The organism is Mycolicibacterium confluentis, from assembly GCF_010729895.1.
GTDB lineage: Bacteria > Actinomycetota > Actinomycetes > Mycobacteriales > Mycobacteriaceae > Mycobacterium > Mycobacterium confluentis.
Genome location: NZ_AP022612.1, coordinates 1140965 through 1159006 on the forward strand (window position 1 = coordinate 1140965; position 18042 = coordinate 1159006).

Here is an 18042-nt window from a genome sequence, read left to right on the forward strand (position 1 = left end):
GGTAGCTGTTTCACGACTTGGAGACCGATGGATTACACAACTTCGACCTCGTCCGGGATCCCGCTGGACCCGGTCTATGGGCCGACAGACCCGCCGGCAACGCCGCCTGCCCCCGGGGAGTTTCCGTTCACCCGGGGCAACTTCGCCTCCGGCTACCGGGGTCGCCTCTGGACGTTCCGGCAGTACTCCGGCTTCGGCACGGCCGAGGAGTCCAATCAGCGCTATCGCTACCTGCTGGAACAGGGCGGCACCGGACTGTCGGTCGCGCTGGACCTGCCCACGCAGTGCGGCTATGACTCCGACGACGCCGAGTACGGCGAAGAGGTCGGGCGGGTCGGCGTTGCTGTCGACACCCTGGCCGACGCCGAGATCCTGTTCGACGGCATCCCCCTCGACAAGATCAGCACCAGCTTTACGATCAACGGCACCGCGGCCATCCTGTTGGCGTTCTACGTCGCGGCCGCCGAGAAGGCCGGGGTTCCTCGCGAGAAGCTCACGGGCACGATCCAGAACGACATCCTCAAGGAGTACGCGTCCCGCGGCACCTGGATCTGGCCGCCCGAGCCGTCGCTGCGTCTGATCGCGGACACCATTGAGTTCTGCGCGGCCGAGGTGCCCAGGTTCAACGCGATCTCGGTGGCGGGTGCGCACTTCCGCGACGCCGGCGCCAATGCGGTGCAGGAGATGGCGTTCACGCTGGCCGACGGCGTCACCTACTGCGACACCGTGGTCGAGCGCGGTCGCATGACGATCGACCAGTTCGCGCCGCAGATCTCGTTCTTCTTCTACACGCACGGCGACTTCTTCGAGGAGATCGCCAAGTACCGTGCAGGCCGGCGCCGGTGGGCCACGATCGTGCGCGAGCGCTGGGGTGCCAAGACCGACAAGGCCTCGATGTTCCGGTTCGGTTGTGTCTCCGGTGGTGCGTCGCTGTACGCGCCCCAGGCGCAGAACAACCTGGTGCGCGTCGCCTACGAGTCACTGGCCTCGGTGCTGGGCGGCGTGCAGTCGATGTTCACCGCGGCCTGGGACGAACCGTTCGCGCTGCCCAGTGAGGAGTCCGCGACGCTCGCGCTGCGGACCCAGCAGATCCTGGCCTACGAGACCGGCGTGACGCGCGTGGCAGATCCGTTGGGTGGTTCGTACTTCGTGGAGGCGCTCACCGACGCCACCGAGGAGAAGATCATCGAGATCATGGCCGACCTGGAGAACCACGGCGGCATGGTCCGGTCGATCGAGGACGGTTACCTGCAGGGTCTGATCGCCGACGAGGCGTACAAGATCCACCAGGAGGTCGAATCGGGCACGCGACCGGTGGTCGGTGTCAACAAGTTCGTCTCCGATGAGCCGCCACCGGACATCGACACCTACGAACTCGATGCCGAGGGCCGCGAACTGCAGCTCAAGCGGTTGGCCCGGGTCAAGGCCGAGCGCGACTCCGGCGAGGTGGCCGCCAAGCTCGCCGCATTGTCCCGCGTCGCCGAGGGCACTGACAATCTGATGCATGCTCTGATCGACTGCGCCAACGCCTACTGCACTGTGGGCGAGATGGTTTCGGCACTCAAGGCGGTCTGGGGCGAATTCCAACAACCGGTGGTGTTCTAGATGACTTCTGCAGAATCTCCCGCCCGCATCCTGGTGGCCAAGCCGGGTTTGGACGGCCACGACCGCGGGGCCAAGATCGTCGCGCGCACGCTGCGTGACGCGGGGTTCGAGGTGATCTACACCGGGATCCGACAGCGCATCGAGGACATCGTGTCCATCGCCCTGCAGGAAGACGTTGCGGTGGTGGGCCTTTCGATCCTTTCGGGGGCGCACTTGGCGCTCACGGCCCGTACCGTCGAGGCGCTTCGCGCCGCCGACGCCGGTGACATCGCCGTGGTCGTCGGCGGCACCATCCCTCAGGGTGACGTGCAGAAGGTGCTCGACGCCGGTGCCGCCGCGGTGTTCCCGACCGGGACTCCGCTGGATGTCCTGGTGCGCGACGTTCGGGCCCTGACGGGTCAGACCGTGGCCGCAGAAGGAGAAGCAAGCTGATGCGACTCGGCGTGATGATCGGTGCCGAACGGGGCGACATGACCCGCAAGGTCACCAAGTTCCTGTCCGACATCGAGTGGGCCGAGGCTGCGGGCCTGGACACGGCGTGGATGCCACAGGTGCCCGACGACTTCGACTGCCTGACCATGGTGTCGCTGATGGGTGGGCGCACCACTCGCATCGAACTGGGCACCGCGGTCGTGCCGTTGCAGGCGCAGCACCCGATCGCGCTTGCCCGCCAGGCGCTTTCGGTGCACGCGGGCACCGGTGGCCGCCTCGCGCTCGGTGTCGGGCCGTCGCACCACTGGATCATTCGGGACATGCTCGGGCTGCCGTATGAGAAGCCTGCGGCCTACACCCGCGACTATCTGGAGGTGCTCAACGCGGCGCTGAGCGGGCCCGGACCGGTCGACGTCGAGAACGACACGTTCACGGTGCACAACCCCACCGCCCTGGGCGCCGAGCCGCGCCTGCCGGTGCTCATCGCCGCGCTGGGGCCCGTGATGCTGCAGATCGCCGGTGAACTCGCCGACGGCACCGTGCTCTGGATGGCCGACGAACGTGCGATCGGCGACCACATCGCCCCGCGCATCAACAAGGCCGCCGAGAACGCCGGACGTCCCGCACCTCGCGTCGTCGCCGGTATCCCGGTCTGCCTGTGCGCGAATTCCGAGATCGACGCCGCCAAGGAGCGGGCCAACCGCATCCTCGCCGAGGCCGAGACGTCGCCGAACTACCAGAAACTTCTGGACCGTGGCGACGCTCGCAATGTCGGCGACCTCTGCGCGGCCGGCGATGAAGAGGCAATCCTGGCGCGGTTCAAGCAGTTCGCCGACGCCGGCGTGACCGACCTTTCGGTGCGACTGCTTCCGATCGGGGACACCCGCGACGAACTTGTGGCGTCGAAGTACCGCACGCGCGAGGTGATCGCCGAGCTCGCCAAAGCGATCAGATGAGCGCAGGGCCCCTCGCCGGCTTCCGCGTGCTCGAGGTCGGCACGATGCTCGCCGGTCCCTACGCGACCATGATGCTGGCTGATCTCGGCGCCGAGGTGATCAAGATCGAACCGCCGACCGGCGACATCTCGCGTCAGGTCAGCGATGACTACTTCGCGAGCCTCAACCGCGGCAAGCGCAGCATCTGTCTGGAGTTGGGCACCGACGAAGGCCAGCGCAGACTCGCCGAACTCGTCGCGGAATCCCATGCGTTACTGGTCAATCTGAAGCCGTCCGCGATCCACAAGCTGGGGCTGACGTATGAGGCGCTGCAGAAGTTCAACCCGAAGATCGTCTGCGTCGCGCTGACCGGATTCGGCCTGAACGGCGGCGACGACCCTGCCTTCGACTATGTCGTACAGGCCGCGACGGGCATTGCCGCGCTCACCGGGGATCCGGACGGACCGCCGACCCTGCCGGGGTATTCGTCGGCGGACAACTCCACGGGCCTGACCGCGGCGCTGGGTCTGCTGGCGCAGATCGTGTCCGGGCGCGGCGGTCAGATCGACGTCTCGTTGCGGGATGTGCTGTTGTCGCAGTTGAACTATCACGCCGCGGCCTACCTGAACCGGGGTGTGCACCCGCAGCGTCGTCCCAACGGGGCGCACTCGTTCTACGTGCCGGCTCAGCTGTTTCCCACCGCGGACGGACATCTGGCGCTGTTCATCACGCACGACGGGTTCTGGCGCCGCTTCAGTGCGGAAGCAGGATTGACGGGCTTCGACACCATGGCTGAGCGCTCCGAACGTCGTGACGAGGTCCTTGCCGTCGTCACGGCCGCACTCGCAGGTGACACCGCGAAGAACTGGGAGGCCCGGCTCAAACCACTGGGGATCCCGGCCGCCGCCGTGCGCACGCTTCCCGAGGCGCTCGACGCCCTGCCGGAGATGGTCGTGACGGCCGGGAACTACCGTCTGGTGGCCAGTTCGGTTCGCGTGGAGGGTTACCAGCCCGACTATCGCCCGCCGCCGGTGCTGGGGGAGTACGGGGCCTGAACGCTCGTACGCCCACACCGACCGCCCAAGAGGGGCAGCGGTCAGCAGTCGTAGTCGACGACCACCGGGCCGTCGGGTGTGGCCTGACAGGTCAGCACATAACCCTCTTCGACCTCGTCGTCGTCGAGGGCGTCGTTGACCCGCATCGACGCCGTGCCCTCGGTGAGTTTGGCCATGCAGGTGCCGCAGTTGCCGGCCTCGCAGGAGAACGGCGGGGTCAGGCCGGCGCGGCGGGCCGTCTCCAGGATGGTCTCGTCCGGTCGCGCTGACGTGGTGGCGGTCTTGCCGTCGAGCAGGATCGTCACGGTCGCCGGGGCGTCGCTGCTCTGTGACGGAGCCACTTCGGTGTCGCTGGACATCGTTACTGCCATCACCCCATCCTCTGGATCGCGGAAATTGGTATGTGTATTCTACCTCAATGAGAATAATGTTCTCATACTGAGATAGGATCTTCTCCAGTCTGCCACGCGCCCGCGTGGCTCCGCAGTCCGCCCACCGGGGTCGATGCGATGCCCCGACAGCCCTCGCCGAGGAGGACCGATGCCTGACCCGGTCGTTCTCGCGTTTGAGGGGCGCGACTACCGCCGGTCGGAGCTCGACGCCGAGATCGCGTCGTTCGCCGCGGTGCTCGCGCAGCGCGGAGTGCGGCCCGGCCAGCGCGTCGCTCTCATGTCCTCGAACCGCCCGGAGTTCGTCGTGGCCCTGTACGCGGTCTGGAGACTCGGCGCCTCCGTCGTCCTGATCAGTACGGCGTGGAAGCGTGCCGAAGTCGCGCACGCGCTGGCGTTGACGGAACCGGCGCACGCGATCGGGGACCAGGCCACGCTGGCCGAGTTGATGCCGATGGTGAGTCTCGATGAGGAGCGCGCCGCCGCACCGGCGCCAGCCGCGGTCACCCCCGATGCCGACGCGGAATCCGTCCTGGTCTTCAGTTCGGGTACCACCGGTCTGCCCAAGGCCGTGCGGCACACGTACGGATCCTTCGCGGCCGCGATCTCGGCCTGGCGCACTGCATTGCAGTTGACCGCGTCCGACCGCATGCAGATCGTCACGCCGCCCTCGCACATTCTGGGTCTGTTGAACATCGCCACGGTGCTCGAATCCGGTGGCTGGCTGCGCCTGCACCGCCGCTTCGACATCGACACCATGCTGCGGCACATCGAGACCGACCGCATCACCGTCGAGATGGCCGTCGCCCCCATCGCGCTGGCCATCGCCTCGCACCCGGCCCTGGAGGCCTTCGACCTGTCGTCGCTGCGCTACATCATGTGGTGCGCCACTCCGGTGACGGTCAGCGTGGCCGAGACCGTCACCCGGCGAACGGGCGTGGGGTGGACGACGGCGTACGGCGCCAGCGAACTGCCCGTCCTGACCTGCAACGAACTCTCCGGTGGGCCCCTCGACACCGTCGGGCGCGCGGCGGACGGGGTCCGGTTGCGCGTGGTGTCGCTCGAGGCCGGAGAGCCGCTGCCGACGGGGGAGCCCGGAGAGATTCAGGCCCAATCGAATTCGATGATGGCCGGATACCTGCCGGCCGAGGACACTGCCACCGTCGTCGTGGACGGCTGGTACCGCACCGGCGACGTCGGCTTTCTCGACGACGACGGCCACCTGCGGATCACCGACCGCGCCAAGGAGATGATCAAGGTCCGCGGCTTCCAGGTTGCGCCCGCCGAAGTCGAAGCCGTCCTGCACGGCCACCCCGACGTTTCGGACTGTGCAGTGTTCGGCGTGCCGCATGAGGCCGACGGTGAAGCCGTCGTTGCGGCGGTCGCGGTGCATCGTGAGGTCCCCGCGGCTGAACTCGTTGCGCTGGTGGGTGAGTCGCTGGCGTCCTACAAGCGTCCCGCCGAAATAGTTTTCGTCCCCGAGATCCCGCGCCTGCCCTCCGGCAAGGTGCTGCGTCGCGTGCTGAAGGAGCGCCATGGATGTACGTCTGACCACTGAACAACAACAGCTGCGTGATGCGGCCGCGAAACTGGCCGATGACCTCGGTCCCGGATCGGTCGCCGAACTCGACGACGAGAGTCGAATCGCCCGGCTGGACAAGCAGATCGCCGTCACGGGATGGCGGTCGCTGCGCTCCGACGAGGCCTCCGGCGTGGAAGTCGCGTTGGTGGCCGAGGAGTTCGGCCGCGGACTCGTTGATGCACCGTTCCTCGGCCCGGTACTCGCCGACGATGCGGCGCGTCAACTCGACGGCGTCGACGCCGTCGAGTTGACGGTCGCGGTCGGCGACCAGGCCGTCGACGCACGCGGCGCTGCCCGGGCCTTACTGCTCGACGGCACCGCGGTGGCGGTGGCGCCGGTGGGGGAGTCGGCCCCGTCGGCCGACCTGACCCGGGCCAGGGGCGTACTCGGTGCGGCCGAACCGGTGGGCACGATCTCCGAGGAGGCTGCCGTCCGGTGGCAGGCGCTGGCCTTGGTGGTCACCGCCGCGGATCTGGTCGGGGTCTCGCGCGGCACGCTGAATCTGGCCGTCGAGTACGCGAAAATCCGCGAACAGTACGGCAATACGATCGGCTCGTATCAGGCCGTGGCCCATCTGCTGGCCGAGAGTCTGACTCTGGTCGAGGGGTCGGTGAGCATCCTGCGCCACGCGGCGTGGGCGGTCGACGAACTGCCCGCCGCGGAGGCCCTGCGTGCCGCCAAGGTGGCCAAGCTGTACTGCGCCCGCACGGCTCGCACGGTGTGCGAGACGTCCATCCAGGTGCACGGCGGCATCGGCAACACCTGGGAATGCCTTGCCCATGTCTATCTGCGTCGAGCGTTGACCTCGACAGAACTGTGGCCCGTCAAGTGGGAGGAGATCGACCTTGGACTTTCGTGATTCCGCCGACGAGGCGGCATTCCGGCAACGGCTGCGCGAGTGGTTGAGCGTGCATGCCAAGGACTTTCCGACGTCCGGTGATGAGTACTGGGCGAAGGCGGGCGAGTGGCACCGCGCTCTGTACCAGGCCGGATTCTTCGGTCTGTCCTGGCCCAAGAAGTTCGGCGGACACGAACTTCCTCCGGTCTACGACGTCATCCTCGACGAGGAACTGGCGCGTGCCGGAGCGCCGGCCCGGCCCAGCCTCGGTTATCTGGTGGTGGGCCTCGGGCACCACGGGAGTGAGGAACTGCAGCAGCGTTTCCTGCCGGGAATGATCGACGGCAGTGAACGGTGGTGCCAGGGCTTCTCCGAGCCCGGTGCGGGCTCGGACCTCGCATCGCTGACCACCACGGCCACCCTCGAGGGCGACCACTGGGTGATCAACGGTCACAAGATCTGGACCAGTTACTCCGACGAGGCCGACTGGTGCCTCGTGCTGGCCCGCACCGATCCCGACGCCAAGCGACACCGCGGCATCTCGGCCTTCATCTGCTCCATGCACCAGGAGGGCATCGAACAGCGTCCGCTGCAGATGATCAGCGGTGTGACAAAGGAATTCGGGCAGGTGACATTCGACGGCGCCAAGGTCCCGGTGGAGAACATGGTCGGCGCGCCCGGTGAGGGTTGGCCGTTGGCGATGACGGTGGTCAGCCATGAGCGGGAGCCCTCGACGCTGGGCTTCGCGGCTCGCTACGACAAGATCGTGCGGTCGCTGGCAAAGCGGGCCGAGACGCCGTCCGAGGAACTGGTCTGGGCGGCCGTCGAGGTCGAGATGCTGACCCATCACGTGCGTCGCAGGCTCTCTGAACAACTCGACGGGCTCTCGCACGGCCCCAACGGGTCGATCGACAAGCTGCTGATGACGTGGGTCGAGCAGTCGGTCGGGCACGCGGCCCTCGACATCGCCGGCACCGGGGATGACGAGATGCTCGGTGCCTACATGTACAGCCGGGCGCAGAGCGTCATGGGTGGCACGTCGCAGATTCAGAAGAACATCATCGCTTCGCGCATTCTCGGATTGGGAGTTTGACATGTATGGCATGCCTGAGGAGATCGACGTCAAGGCCGAAGGCCCCCTGCGGATCATCACCCTGAACAGGCCTGACGCCCTCAACGCCGTCAACGACAACCTGCATGTCGGGCTCGCCGGTCTGTGGGATCGACTCAACGAGGACGCCGACGCGCGCGTCGCGGTGCTCACGGGGGCCGGCCGCGCGTTCTCGGCCGGTGGCGACTTCCACTACCTCGACGAACTCCGCAGGGATGAGGCGTTGCGCACCAAGACCATCAAGCACGGTCGCGACATCGTGACGGGAATGATCCGGTGCCGAATCCCGGTGGTCGCCGCGGTGAACGGTCCTGCGGTCGGCTTGGGCTGCAGCCTGGCCGCGCTGTCGGACATCGTCTACATGGCCGAGACCGCGCATTTCGCGGATCCTCATGTGCGCATCGGTCTGGTGGCCGCCGACGGCGGTCCGCTGGTGTGGCCCATGCAGATCAGCTTCCTGCAGGCCAAGGAGTTCGCGCTGACGGGCACCAAGATCACCGCGCAGCGCGCGCTGGAACTGGGCCTGGCCAATCATGTGGTGGCGGAGCCGGTGAGTGAGGCCATCGCGTGCGCCAAGAAGATCCTGGAACTGCCGCAGCAGGCCGTGGAGAGCACCAAACGCCTGATGAACATGCAACTCGAGCGCTCGGTGATGGCCTCGCTGGACTACGCCAACCTGAGCGAGTATGTGTCTTTCGGGACAGACGATTTCAACAAGATCGTCGACGGACTGGTCGCCAAGAAGTGACCCGTGGGGTGTGAGCGGCGCCGAGTGCCGCTCACACCCTCCCGGCTCACCTCGGCGGGAAGCGCAGGGCGCCGTCGAGTCGGATCACCTCACCGTTGAGGTAGTCGTTCTCGATGATCGACGCCGCCAACTGCCCGTACTCGGTAGACCGCCCCATCCGCTTCGGGAACGGGATCTGCGGCGCCCAGTAGGCCTCCAACTGGTCGGCGGCCTGACCGTAGGCCGGCGTGTTGATCGTGCCCGGTGCGATGGTCACGACCCGAATGCCCAGCGGCGACAGGTCGCGCGCGGCCACCAGAGTCATCCCGATCACGCCACCCTTGGCGGCCGAGTAGGGCAGCTGGCCGATCTGACCCTCATAGCCCGCGACCGAGGCGGTGTTGATGATGACGCCGCGCTGCCCCTCGTCGAGGGGTTCCTGCCGAGCGATCGCCGCGGCCGACAGGCGCATGACGTTGAACACGGCCGTCAGGTAGTACTCGATCGTGGTCTTGAAACCCTCAAGCCCCAGCGGGCTGCCGTCCTTGCCGACAAGGCGGCCACCGCTGGCCGGGCCACCATGCGTGTCGATCGAGATGCGCAGCGGTCCAAGCGATTCGGCCTCGGCGATGGCGGCAAGCACGCTCTCTTCGCTGGTCGCATCGGTGGGGACGTAGCGCACTCCGAGTTCGGACTCCAGTGCCTTGCCCTTGTCGTCGGCCATGTCGGCGACGACGACCTTGGCTCCGGCGCCGTGCAACCGTCGCACGGTGGCTTCGCCGAGTCCGCCGGCGCCACCCACGACGAGCGCCGAGTTACCCGTGATCTGCATGCTGTTCCCTTCCTGGAATTCAGACTCTCAGCTTCGGAGAATACTATTCTCGCCAGATCGAAGCGACCCCCAACGTCAAGGACCGATAATCAATGACTGTGACCCGGGAAATGTCCGATGTCGGTGACCTGATCGCCTCGGCTCGCGCCGGCAACGTGCGGGCCGCTGGGCGACTCCTGAGCCTGGTCGAAAGCGCCCGCCGCAACGAGGTCCTCGCGGTCCTCGACGGGCTCGACTCGGTGGACGTCCAGGTCGTCGGAATCACCGGTCCGCCGGGGGCCGGCAAGTCGACGACGGTCGCGGCGCTGGTCAGCGCGTACCGCGAGCGGGGCAACCGGGTCGCGGTCCTGGCGGTCGACCCGTCCTCGCCGTACAGCGGAGGGGCCCTGCTGGGGGACCGGATCCGGATGGCCGCCCACATCAACGACCCCGAGGTGCTGATCCGTTCAGTGGCCAGCCGGGGGCATCTGGGTGGCCTGGCCGCGGCGGTGCCCGCCGCCATTCGCCTGCTCGCGGCGCTGGGTTACGGCCTGGTGCTGCTGGAGACCGTCGGCGTGGGGCAGTCCGAGATCGAGATCGCCGCGGTGGCCGACCCCACGATCGTCGTCCTCAACCCGGGCGCCGGTGATGCCATCCAGGCCGCGAAGGCCGGCCTGCTCGAAGTCGCCGACGTCGTCGTGGTCAACAAGGCCGATCGCGACGGCGCCGATCAGACGGTCCGGGACCTGCATGCCGAGACCGCCGCGCCGATCCTCAAACTCATTGCCGCACAAGGCGATGGTGTACCGGAACTCATGGAGGCCATCGAAGCCCACCACCGATCCGACACCAGTGAGCGCCGGACCGCTCGGGCACGCGCACAGATCCTGTCGCTGGCCCAGACCCGGTTGCAGCGCCATCCGGACCTGAACCGGCTGGCGGCCGCGGTGGCCGACGGGTCTACGAGCGCCTACGCGGCCGCGGACCGCCTGGCCGGCCTGGCCGACTGAGGACACTCAGTCCAGGAAACGCACCAGGGCCTCCTGGGCGTACGAGGCCACCAACACGCCGTCGCGGGTCAGCACGTCGCCGCGCCCGAAGGTGCGTCCCCCGGCCAAGATGGGGCTGTGCTGCCGCAGCAGCAGCCAGTCGGCGGTGCGGAACGGGCGGTGGAACCACATCGAGTGGGACGTGACCGCCGAGGTGAACCGCGTGATGGTGTCGCTCTGCGAGTAGCCGTCGAGCGGACGCAGCGCTGTTCCTATTAGGGTGAGATCGGTGGCGTAGGCCGTCAGGGCCGCGTGAAGGTCGTCGGGGACGGGCGGTGTGCGCTGCCACAGTTCAAACTCCGGTGGTCCGGCGCTGCGATCCCCGAGGTCGACCGTGCTGCGGGTCTCCCAGGGGATGAAGTCGAGACCCAGGCGGTGTTCGGGGCCGGGTGGGGCCGGAACCGGTCCGCCGCAGTACGCCAAATCCTGGTGCTCGCGGCCGTTTTCGAGCGCGTGCATCGACACCGACGCGGAGCCGACCACCGCGGACGGTTGCGTGGCCGACAGCGCCAGAGTGGCGAAGGATCGGCCCTCATGCTGGCGCTGCACCGTGTAGCGGAGGGGTTCGTCGGCCTGCCCTTCGCGCGGGAAGACGCAGTGCATCGATTTCACCGATTTCTCGGGGCATGCGGCCTGCGCGGCCGCGACGAACTGCCCCAGAATCTGCCCGCCGAACACCCGGCGGTAGTCCAGCGTCAGATTGTCGGCATCGAAAAGCAGAGTCCCGTCCGCCTCATCGCCGATCCGGCGCAACCGCAGACAGGCCAACAGTTCGGTCAGAGAGACAGCCACGCGTCGAGTGTAAGTGGCGTTCTAGGACCTGAGAACGATGTTCTTGCGCTAGCTGGCGGCGAAGCCGTGAGCGCAGAACGCCCACACTTCCTCTGCTGTGATCGGGTGCACACCGTCCTCTTCGGCGGGCGCACTCGACTGTGCGGTGAACATCACAGTCTGCATCGTCATGGCCGCCATCCGGCGGGGGTTGACGCCCTCGCGCAGTCGTCCCGCCTCGCTTGCGGCCTCCATCAACTCGGTGAAGAGCGCGATGAGGGGCGCGTGCGCCACCCGCACCTCGGTTGGGTGGGAGATGAGCAGCTGGGGGGCGAAATCGGTGAACAGCGGACGCTTGGCACTGGGGTCGGGCCGAGAAAGCTCGAACAGCAACTCAATTGCGACCTTGAGCTGATCCAGTGGATCGGCCTGCCCCGACGTCGCGGCGCGGATCTGGTCGGCAGCGCGGCTGAGGGCGTCTTCGAAGAGCGCCAAGAGCAGTTCGTGCTTGCCGTCGAACTGAAGATAGAAACTGCGCAGCGACTGCCGCGAGCGATCGACGACTTCCTGGACGGTGAAATCCGTACTTCCCTTTTCGGTGATGATCGCCTGCGCCGCGTCGAGGAAGCGCTGCACCCGCTGGGCGGCGCGTAACTTGGCGGTCTTGATCGACCGCTCGACGGCGCGCTGCTTCCAGGCGGGTTCTTCGCTGGGACTGCTCATCGGGTCACCGACTCGCGGTCCTGTGGAAAGTCATGGATGAACTGTACCGGAGAACTTATCGCCGTTGTGGCGTCACACCCCTACTTTTTGAGATTCTTACTCGCAGATGGGGAGAATGATATTCTCCCAGGGTGCGACATCGTTCGCCGAGCGCAATTTCTTCATGATTCTCAATGAGAGGTACGGCCATGCTGTTGGAGCTGGATTCCGACCAGCGGTTGTGGCGCGACACCGCACGCGACGTGCTCACCAAGGAGTGCCCCGCGTCTCTGGTTCGCGCGATCGCCGAGGGACAGGACACCGACGCGGCCGGGCGGCTGTGGGCGTCATACGTCGACAACGGGTGGACCGAGCTCACCGAGGCGAGTGAGACCGTCGAACTCGGCCTGCTCGTCGAGGAGCTGGGGCGCGCCACGGACCCGACGCCTTATCTGGCGACCTTGACCCAGTTCACGCCGCTGGCCCCCGAGGCGGCCGACCCCAAGCTGGCCGGCGCCGCGGTCTACGACGGCGTCACGGCGGCGCGAGTCGCCGACGGCTGGGTGCTCGACGGCACGGCGCGTCACGTGCTCGACGGCGACCGGGCCGACCGGTTTGCGGTGTCGACCCCGGCGGGCGTGTTCGTTGTTGCGGCACAGGGTGTCTCGGCACGTCGAGTCGCGGTCTTCGACCCGGTGCTGCACGTCGCCGAGGTGACGTTCGACTCCGTCCGGGTATCCGGGAGTGACCTGGTCGCGACTGCCGCGACCGATCACGCGGCGCGTGCTCGTGACGTCGCGCTCACCGGCTTGGCGCTGACCATGGTCGGGGCCTGCCAGCGGGTGCTGGATCTCGTGCTCGAACACGTCGGCTCGCGCCAGCAGTTCGGTGTTCTCATCGGGTCGTTCCAGGCCGTTCAGCACAAGGCCGCCGACATGCACGTCGCGATCGAACGGGCCCGTGCACTGTCGCACTTCGCGGCGCTGACCATCGCGGCCGATGATCCTCGGCGCAGGCTTGCCTCAGAGATGGCCAAGGCCGCCGCGGGGGAGTGTCAGTCGCTGGTCTTCAAGCACGGCATTCAGCTTTTCGGAGCGATGGGCTTCACCTGGGAGAACGACGTGCAGTTCGCCCTCAAGCGCGCCAAGGCCGGCGAACTGCTCCTCGGCGGAGCCGCCGAGCATCGCGCTGTGATCGCTCAGATGTCGCTCGCGGGAGCCTGACCGATGCAGCTGACCTTTGACGACGACGTCGAGAAGTTCCGCGACGAGTTCATCGCATTCCTGGACGAGCATCTGCCGGATCCCGCCGCCGCCACCGAGCGCTCGCGCTCGACCGCGGACGTCCCGGAGTGGGCCCGGCAGTGGCAGCGGGTGATGTTCGACCACGGCTGGCTGGTGCCCGGCAACCCGCCGGAGTTCGGTGGCCGCAATGCCAACATCCTGCAGCAGTACGTGCACCGTGATGAACTGTCGCGGCGCCGGATCTATCAGAGCTACAACCCGCAGGGGGTCGGCATCATCGCGGCCTCGCTGCTGTCGTTCGGCACCGACGAGCAGAAGCAGAAGTGGGCGGTCCCCATTCTGCGGGCCGAGATCACCGCCGCGCTCGGGATGAGTGAGCCCGGCGCGGGCTCCGATCTCGCGTCGCTGCGCACCACCGCGATCCGCGACGGTGACCACTTCGTGGTCAACGGGCAGAAGGTGTGGACGTCGGGTGCGCACGACGCCGACGTGATCCTGACGTTCGTGCGCACCGATCCGGATGCGCCGAAGCACAAGGGAATCAGCGTGCTCGTGGTCCCGACCGACACTCCAGGTGTGGTCCGCAGGCCGTTCGCCTCGATCTGCGGGCAGGAGGATCTGGACTTCAACGAGGTCTTCTTCACCGACGCCCGGGTTCCGGCCGAGAATCTCATCGGTCCCCTCAACGAGGGATGGAAGGTGGCCAACGGGTCACTCGGTCACGAGCGCACGCTGCTGTGGCTGTCCTACGCGGACTGGCTCGAGCAGTTGATCACCGACTTCAAACCCACGACCGCCATCGAGCGGGATCAGTACGCCACGCTGCTGATGGACGCACAGGCCCTGCGACTGATGGGTTCGGTCGCCCTGGCCAAGGAGGCGCGCGGCGAGCAGGATGTGGCCGCGCTGTCGGTGCTCAAGCTGTTCGGTTCGGAGGCGTTTCAGACCGCCGTCGGCAACGCGCTGGAGGCCTCGGGTGAGGACGGCCTGAACCATCCGACGATGACGGCGCCGTTCGCGCCCTTCGGTGAGGATGCACCGACGACCAGTTGGTTCGAGCGGTACGCCCGAAGCTTCGGCGGGACCATCGCCGGCGGCACGTCGGAGATCCAGCGCAGCATCATCGCCCAACGGGTCCTGGGGTTGCCCCGCGCCTAGTCTCCATCCCGCGCCGGATCTGATCCCAAAACGCCGGCATTCGTGACCGCAACGGCAACCCACCCGTAGGCAACCGACCCATGACAGCACTCCTCAATCAGCAGGGTGTTGCATCGAGCCCTTGAAACCGCCCAGGGCGACCCGCGAACAACCCAACTCTGGGCGAACACAGTCCACCAGCGCTCATTCACGTACGGATGTCAGCCCGAATCTGTACGTGAATGGGCGCTTGCGGCATTTCCGGCCCACCCCTGCCGTACGCTCGTACAGCGATGGGCCCACGAAGTGCCGAGGAGATGCCGACTGTGACCACCTACGACTACATCATCGCCGGTGCGGGTTCCGCGGGTTGTGTTCTGGCAAACCGCCTCTCGCAAGACCCCAAGGTGACGGTGCTGCTGATCGAGGCCGGCGGCGTCGACCGCAATCCGTTCTTCACCATCCCCAAGGGTGCGGGGATGCTGTTCGAGAGCGAGAAGCACATGTGGCACTACGACACGGTGCCGTTCGGTCCCAACCCGCACGTCGAACAGTGGCTGCGGGGCAAGGTGCTCGGCGGATCAAGTTCCATCAACGGCATGATCTACAACCGGGGCAACCGGGCCGACTACGACGGCCTGGAACACCTTGGCAACAAGGGGTGGGGCTGGGATGACATGCTCCCGATCTTCAAGTCGTTCGAGGACAGCGAGTTCGGCCCGTCGCCCACCCGAGGAGTGGGCGGCCCCGTGCACATCTCGGTGCCCACCGACCCGGATCCGGTGTGTGAGGACATGGTCGCGGCCGGCACGGGGATCGGGCTCACCCGCGTTGAGGACATCAACGAATCGGACGCCGAGCGCATCGGCTACACGACGTCGAACATCAGAAACGGCCGTCGGGTCAGCGCTGCCACCGCATTCCTGAAGCCCGCGCGCAGCAGACCCAACCTCACGGTCGCGACCCGCACGGTCGCGCAGCGGATCCTGTTCGACAAGGGCCGCGCGGTCGGTGTCCAGGTGAGCCGCAAGGGCACTGTGTCCGAACTGCGGGCCAGTCGCGAAGTGATCGTGGCCCTCGGCAGCCTCAACAGCCCGAAGCTGCTCCAGTTGTCGGGTGTCGGCCCGCGTGACGTTCTGACGGCCGCCGGGGTGTCGATCTACCTCGAACGGGACAACGTCGGCCGACGGTTGCGCGAACATCGTTGTGCTGCCCTGCGTTTCCAGTTCAACGACGACCTGGGCTACAACAAGCAGCTGTCCGGCAGCCTGGCTCAGGCCGTGTCGGGGATGCGCTACCTCGCGACGCGCAAGGGTCCGCTCGCCGCGCCCTCGTTCGATGTGGTGGCATTCGTCAAGACCGACGCCGGTGCCGAGAGGCCCGACGCCCAGGTGATGCTCGGACCCTGGACGCTGCCGACCTACAACACCGGCGATCCGGTCAAGATCGAACGGCAGGCCGGAGCCTCGTGCCTGGGAATGGTGCTGCGTCCGACCTCACAGGGTTTCCTCGAGATCACCTCGAGCGACCCCTCGGCCCCGGTCCGGATCGACCCGAACTATCTGGGCAGCGCGGAGGACCGCGCATCGACGGCCAACCTGATGCGCAAGATGCGCAGCATCTTCGACCAGTCCCCACTGGCCGAGTTGATCAGCCACGAAACCTACCCGGGAACGCAGGCGCAGAGCGACGACGAGTTGGTCGACGTCGCCCTCGACGGCGGCTACTGCGGTTATCACGCGACCGGCACGTGTGCCATGGGGCCCAATGACGACGATGTCGTCGACGGGCGCCTGCGCGTCCGGGGAATCGAGGGCCTGCGGGTGGTCGACTGCTCGGTGATGCCGACCATGGTGGCCGGGAACCTCAACGGGCCGATCATGGCCATGGCTTGGCGTGCAGCCGATTTCATCGTGGCGGACAGGTAGACGTCCGCCACGCTGTCACATCACCGCGTGGCCGGCGTCGACGGGCAGGGCGACGCCGGTGATCTGGCGCGCCTTGTCGCTGGCCAGGAACAGCACGGAGTCGGTCACGTCGGCCGCATCGATGAACGGCACGTCGGGAAGCAGGTTGCCGCTCATCGCGCTGCCCTCGGGATTCGCGGCGAACATCGCCGCCATGTGCTCGTTGAGGATCATCGGCGTCCCGACTCCGGTCGGATGCAGCGAGTTCACCCGAATGCGATGCGGGGCATACGCGTTGGCGGCCGACCGCATGAGACCGACGACGCCATGTTTGGAGGCGGCATAAGCGAAGATCGCAGCGCTGCCATCGCCACCACGCCCGATGAGTCCCTGCATCGAACTGACCAGGATGATCGATCCACCACGAGCGCCACGGATCATGGACGGCACCGTCGCCGCGATGGTGTTCCACACGCCCTTGAGGTTGGTGTCGACGATGTCGGTGAACACCTGCTCATCGAGCGGGTCAGGCAGTCCGATGCCCACCACGCCCGCGTTGGCCACCACGATGTCGATCTCGCCGAGGGCGTCGACTCCGGAATCGACTCCTGCCCGCAGGGTGCCGAGGTCGCGAACGTCGGCGATCACCGGGTGGATGCGGGCACCCGCCGCCTCGACCAATCGGACCGTCTCGGCGAGGTCCTCCTGTGTGGCCAGCGGGTAGGGAATCGAGTCGATGTCGGCGCACCGGTCCACGGCGATGATGTCGACGCCCTGTTCGGCGAGTCCGACCGCGTGACTGCGGCCCTGTCCTCGTGCGGCGCCCGTGATCACTGCGACATGTGGCTGGTTCAACGATCTCTCCTCATCGAAGGGTCTGGTACTCAGACGAGTATTGCGCTCAGTGGCCGCGCAGCTTGTGTCGGCCGTCACTTTTCCGCTATACATGTGTACAGCAGTCTCGGTGATCACGAACAAGGAGTATGGAATTGGGTCGGACAGCGGTGGTCACCGGCGGCGGATCCGGTCTGGGTGAGGCGATCTGCACCAGGCTCGCTCAGGATGGTCACCGGGTGGCGGTCCTCGACCGCGACGGCGAGGCGGCCGAGAAGGTCGCGGCGGGTGTGCAAGCCCAGGGCGGTGACGCGATCGCGGTGGCGGTCGACGTGTCTGACGAAGACTCGCTGACGCACGCCGTCGATCTGGCGCGCAGCAGCCTCGGGCCCATCGGCATCCTCGTCACCAGTGCGGCGATCTCGGGGTTCACCCGCCTGGACAAAATCACCCTCGATGAGTGGAACCGCTATCTGGCGGTCAACCTGACCGGCACCTTCCTGAGCGTGCGCGCGGCACTGCCGGACATGGTGGAGGCCAAGTGGGGGCGCATCGTCACCATCTCGTCGGCGGCCGGTCAGCAGGGCGCCGCCCGGCAGGCGCATTACTCGGCCACCAAGGGTGGTGTGATCGCGATGACGAAGTCGATTGCGATCGACTATGCGGCGCAGGGGATCACGGCCAACACGGTGCCGCCCTTCGTGATCGACACCCCGATGCTGAGGCAACAGCAACAGGCCGGGAAGCTGCCGCCGGCCGAGTATCTGACCAAGGCCGTCCCCGCCGGACGTCTCGGCGTTGGTGACGACGTCGCCAACCTGTGTTCGTACCTGTGCTCCGAGGGGGCCGGATACGTCACGGGTCAGGTCATCGGCGTCAACGGCGGCGCGGTTCTGTAGGAATCGGAGAAGGA

Annotated in this window: 18 protein-coding genes; 13 read left to right on the top strand and 5 right to left on the bottom strand. The window is 67.1% G+C overall.

All coding sequences use genetic code 11. The features are described from left to right. Window positions 1-27: 27 nt before the first annotated feature. Genes G6N34_RS05460 through G6N34_RS05475 form a run of 4 tightly spaced genes read left to right on the top strand, consistent with a single transcriptional unit; the run spans window position 28 to window position 4027 of the window. A complete protein-coding gene (locus G6N34_RS05460; protein WP_085154615.1) occupies window positions 28-1605 on the top strand; it encodes a methylmalonyl-CoA mutase family protein in 1578 nt (525 codons plus the stop codon). After that, window positions 1606-2037, top strand: coding sequence for a cobalamin B12-binding domain-containing protein (locus G6N34_RS05465; protein WP_085154617.1), 432 nt, complete (start codon window positions 1606-1608; stop codon window positions 2035-2037). Then, window positions 2037-2993 carry an LLM class F420-dependent oxidoreductase gene (locus tag G6N34_RS05470; protein WP_085154619.1) on the top strand — a complete coding sequence of 319 codons (957 nt, stop codon included), beginning with the start codon at window positions 2037-2039 and terminating at the stop codon, window positions 2991-2993. The genes G6N34_RS05465 and G6N34_RS05470 overlap by 1 nt, the downstream gene beginning before the upstream one ends. Next, entirely contained in the window at window positions 2990-4027 is a 1038-nt protein-coding gene (locus G6N34_RS05475) for a CaiB/BaiF CoA transferase family protein (RefSeq protein WP_085154621.1), read from the top strand. The genes G6N34_RS05470 and G6N34_RS05475 overlap by 4 nt, the downstream gene beginning before the upstream one ends. Before the next feature lie 41 nt (window positions 4028-4068). On the opposite strand, the gene G6N34_RS05480 is transcribed toward G6N34_RS05475, so the two are convergent. Beyond that, window positions 4069-4398: a 2Fe-2S iron-sulfur cluster-binding protein gene (locus G6N34_RS05480; RefSeq protein ID WP_407663209.1), complete on the bottom strand. Its 330-nt coding sequence runs from the start codon at window positions 4396-4398 to the stop codon at window positions 4069-4071. A 169-nt stretch (window positions 4399-4567) separates the two neighbouring features. On the opposite strand from G6N34_RS05480, the gene G6N34_RS05485 reads away from it, so the two are divergent. From G6N34_RS05485 to G6N34_RS05500, 4 genes are read left to right on the top strand one after another with little or no spacing between them, the layout of a single operon-like run. After that, a complete protein-coding gene (locus G6N34_RS05485) occupies window positions 4568-5974 on the top strand; it encodes a class I adenylate-forming enzyme family protein (protein ID WP_085154625.1) in 1407 nt (468 codons plus the stop codon). Beyond that, on the top strand, window positions 5952-6857 hold the full coding sequence (locus G6N34_RS05490; protein ID WP_085154627.1) for an acyl-CoA dehydrogenase family protein: 906 nt from the start codon (window positions 5952-5954) through the stop codon (window positions 6855-6857). The genes G6N34_RS05485 and G6N34_RS05490 overlap by 23 nt, the downstream gene beginning before the upstream one ends. Next, entirely contained in the window at window positions 6844-7929 is a 1086-nt protein-coding gene (locus G6N34_RS05495) for an acyl-CoA dehydrogenase family protein (RefSeq protein WP_085154629.1), read from the top strand. The genes G6N34_RS05490 and G6N34_RS05495 overlap by 14 nt, the downstream gene beginning before the upstream one ends. A gap of 1 nt (window position 7930) precedes the next feature. Beyond that, on the top strand, window positions 7931-8695 hold the full coding sequence (locus tag G6N34_RS05500; RefSeq protein ID WP_085154631.1) for an enoyl-CoA hydratase/isomerase family protein: 765 nt from the start codon (window positions 7931-7933) through the stop codon (window positions 8693-8695). A gap of 46 nt (window positions 8696-8741) precedes the next feature. Here G6N34_RS05500 and G6N34_RS05505 read toward each other — a convergent pair whose 3' ends face one another. Then, window positions 8742-9506: an SDR family NAD(P)-dependent oxidoreductase gene (locus G6N34_RS05505; protein WP_085154633.1), complete on the bottom strand. Its 765-nt coding sequence runs from the start codon at window positions 9504-9506 to the stop codon at window positions 8742-8744. Window positions 9507-9598: 92 nt separating this feature from the next. Between G6N34_RS05505 and meaB the strand changes: the two genes are divergently transcribed. Next, window positions 9599-10495, top strand: coding sequence for a methylmalonyl Co-A mutase-associated GTPase MeaB (meaB, locus tag G6N34_RS05510; protein ID WP_234813032.1), 897 nt, complete (start codon window positions 9599-9601; stop codon window positions 10493-10495). A gap of 6 nt (window positions 10496-10501) precedes the next feature. Here meaB and G6N34_RS05515 read toward each other — a convergent pair whose 3' ends face one another. Together G6N34_RS05515 and G6N34_RS05520 are read right to left on the bottom strand one after the other, a co-directional pair. Beyond that, on the bottom strand, window positions 10502-11326 hold the full coding sequence (locus G6N34_RS05515) for an acyl-CoA thioesterase (RefSeq protein ID WP_109788613.1): 825 nt from the start codon (window positions 11324-11326) through the stop codon (window positions 10502-10504). Between the two features lie 48 nt (window positions 11327-11374). Beyond that, window positions 11375-12028 (bottom strand): TetR/AcrR family transcriptional regulator, encoded by a 654-nt coding sequence (locus G6N34_RS05520; protein ID WP_085154637.1) that lies wholly within the window; start codon window positions 12026-12028, stop codon window positions 11375-11377. Between the two features lie 188 nt (window positions 12029-12216). On the opposite strand from G6N34_RS05520, the gene G6N34_RS05525 reads away from it, so the two are divergent. The 3 genes from G6N34_RS05525 to G6N34_RS05535 all read left to right on the top strand — a co-directional run bounded on the left by G6N34_RS05525 (window position 12217) and on the right by G6N34_RS05535 (window position 16316). Further along, entirely contained in the window at window positions 12217-13230 is a 1014-nt protein-coding gene (locus G6N34_RS05525; RefSeq protein WP_085154639.1) for an acyl-CoA dehydrogenase family protein, read from the top strand. Window positions 13231-13233: 3 nt separating this feature from the next. Beyond that, the gene (locus tag G6N34_RS05530) at window positions 13234-14409 is read left to right on the top strand and encodes an acyl-CoA dehydrogenase family protein (RefSeq protein ID WP_085154641.1); all 1176 of its coding nucleotides are present in this window, start codon (window positions 13234-13236) and stop codon (window positions 14407-14409) included. A gap of 305 nt (window positions 14410-14714) precedes the next feature. After that, window positions 14715-16316: a GMC family oxidoreductase gene (locus G6N34_RS05535; RefSeq protein ID WP_085154687.1), complete on the top strand. Its 1602-nt coding sequence runs from the start codon at window positions 14715-14717 to the stop codon at window positions 16314-16316. A 15-nt stretch (window positions 16317-16331) separates the two neighbouring features. On the opposite strand, the gene G6N34_RS05540 is transcribed toward G6N34_RS05535, so the two are convergent. Beyond that, window positions 16332-17150: a mycofactocin-coupled SDR family oxidoreductase gene (locus G6N34_RS05540; protein WP_234813033.1), complete on the bottom strand. Its 819-nt coding sequence runs from the start codon at window positions 17148-17150 to the stop codon at window positions 16332-16334. A gap of 134 nt (window positions 17151-17284) precedes the next feature. Between G6N34_RS05540 and G6N34_RS05545 the strand changes: the two genes are divergently transcribed. Next, entirely contained in the window at window positions 17285-18028 is a 744-nt protein-coding gene (locus G6N34_RS05545) for an SDR family NAD(P)-dependent oxidoreductase (RefSeq protein WP_085154691.1), read from the top strand. Window positions 18029-18042: the final 14 nt, after the last annotated feature.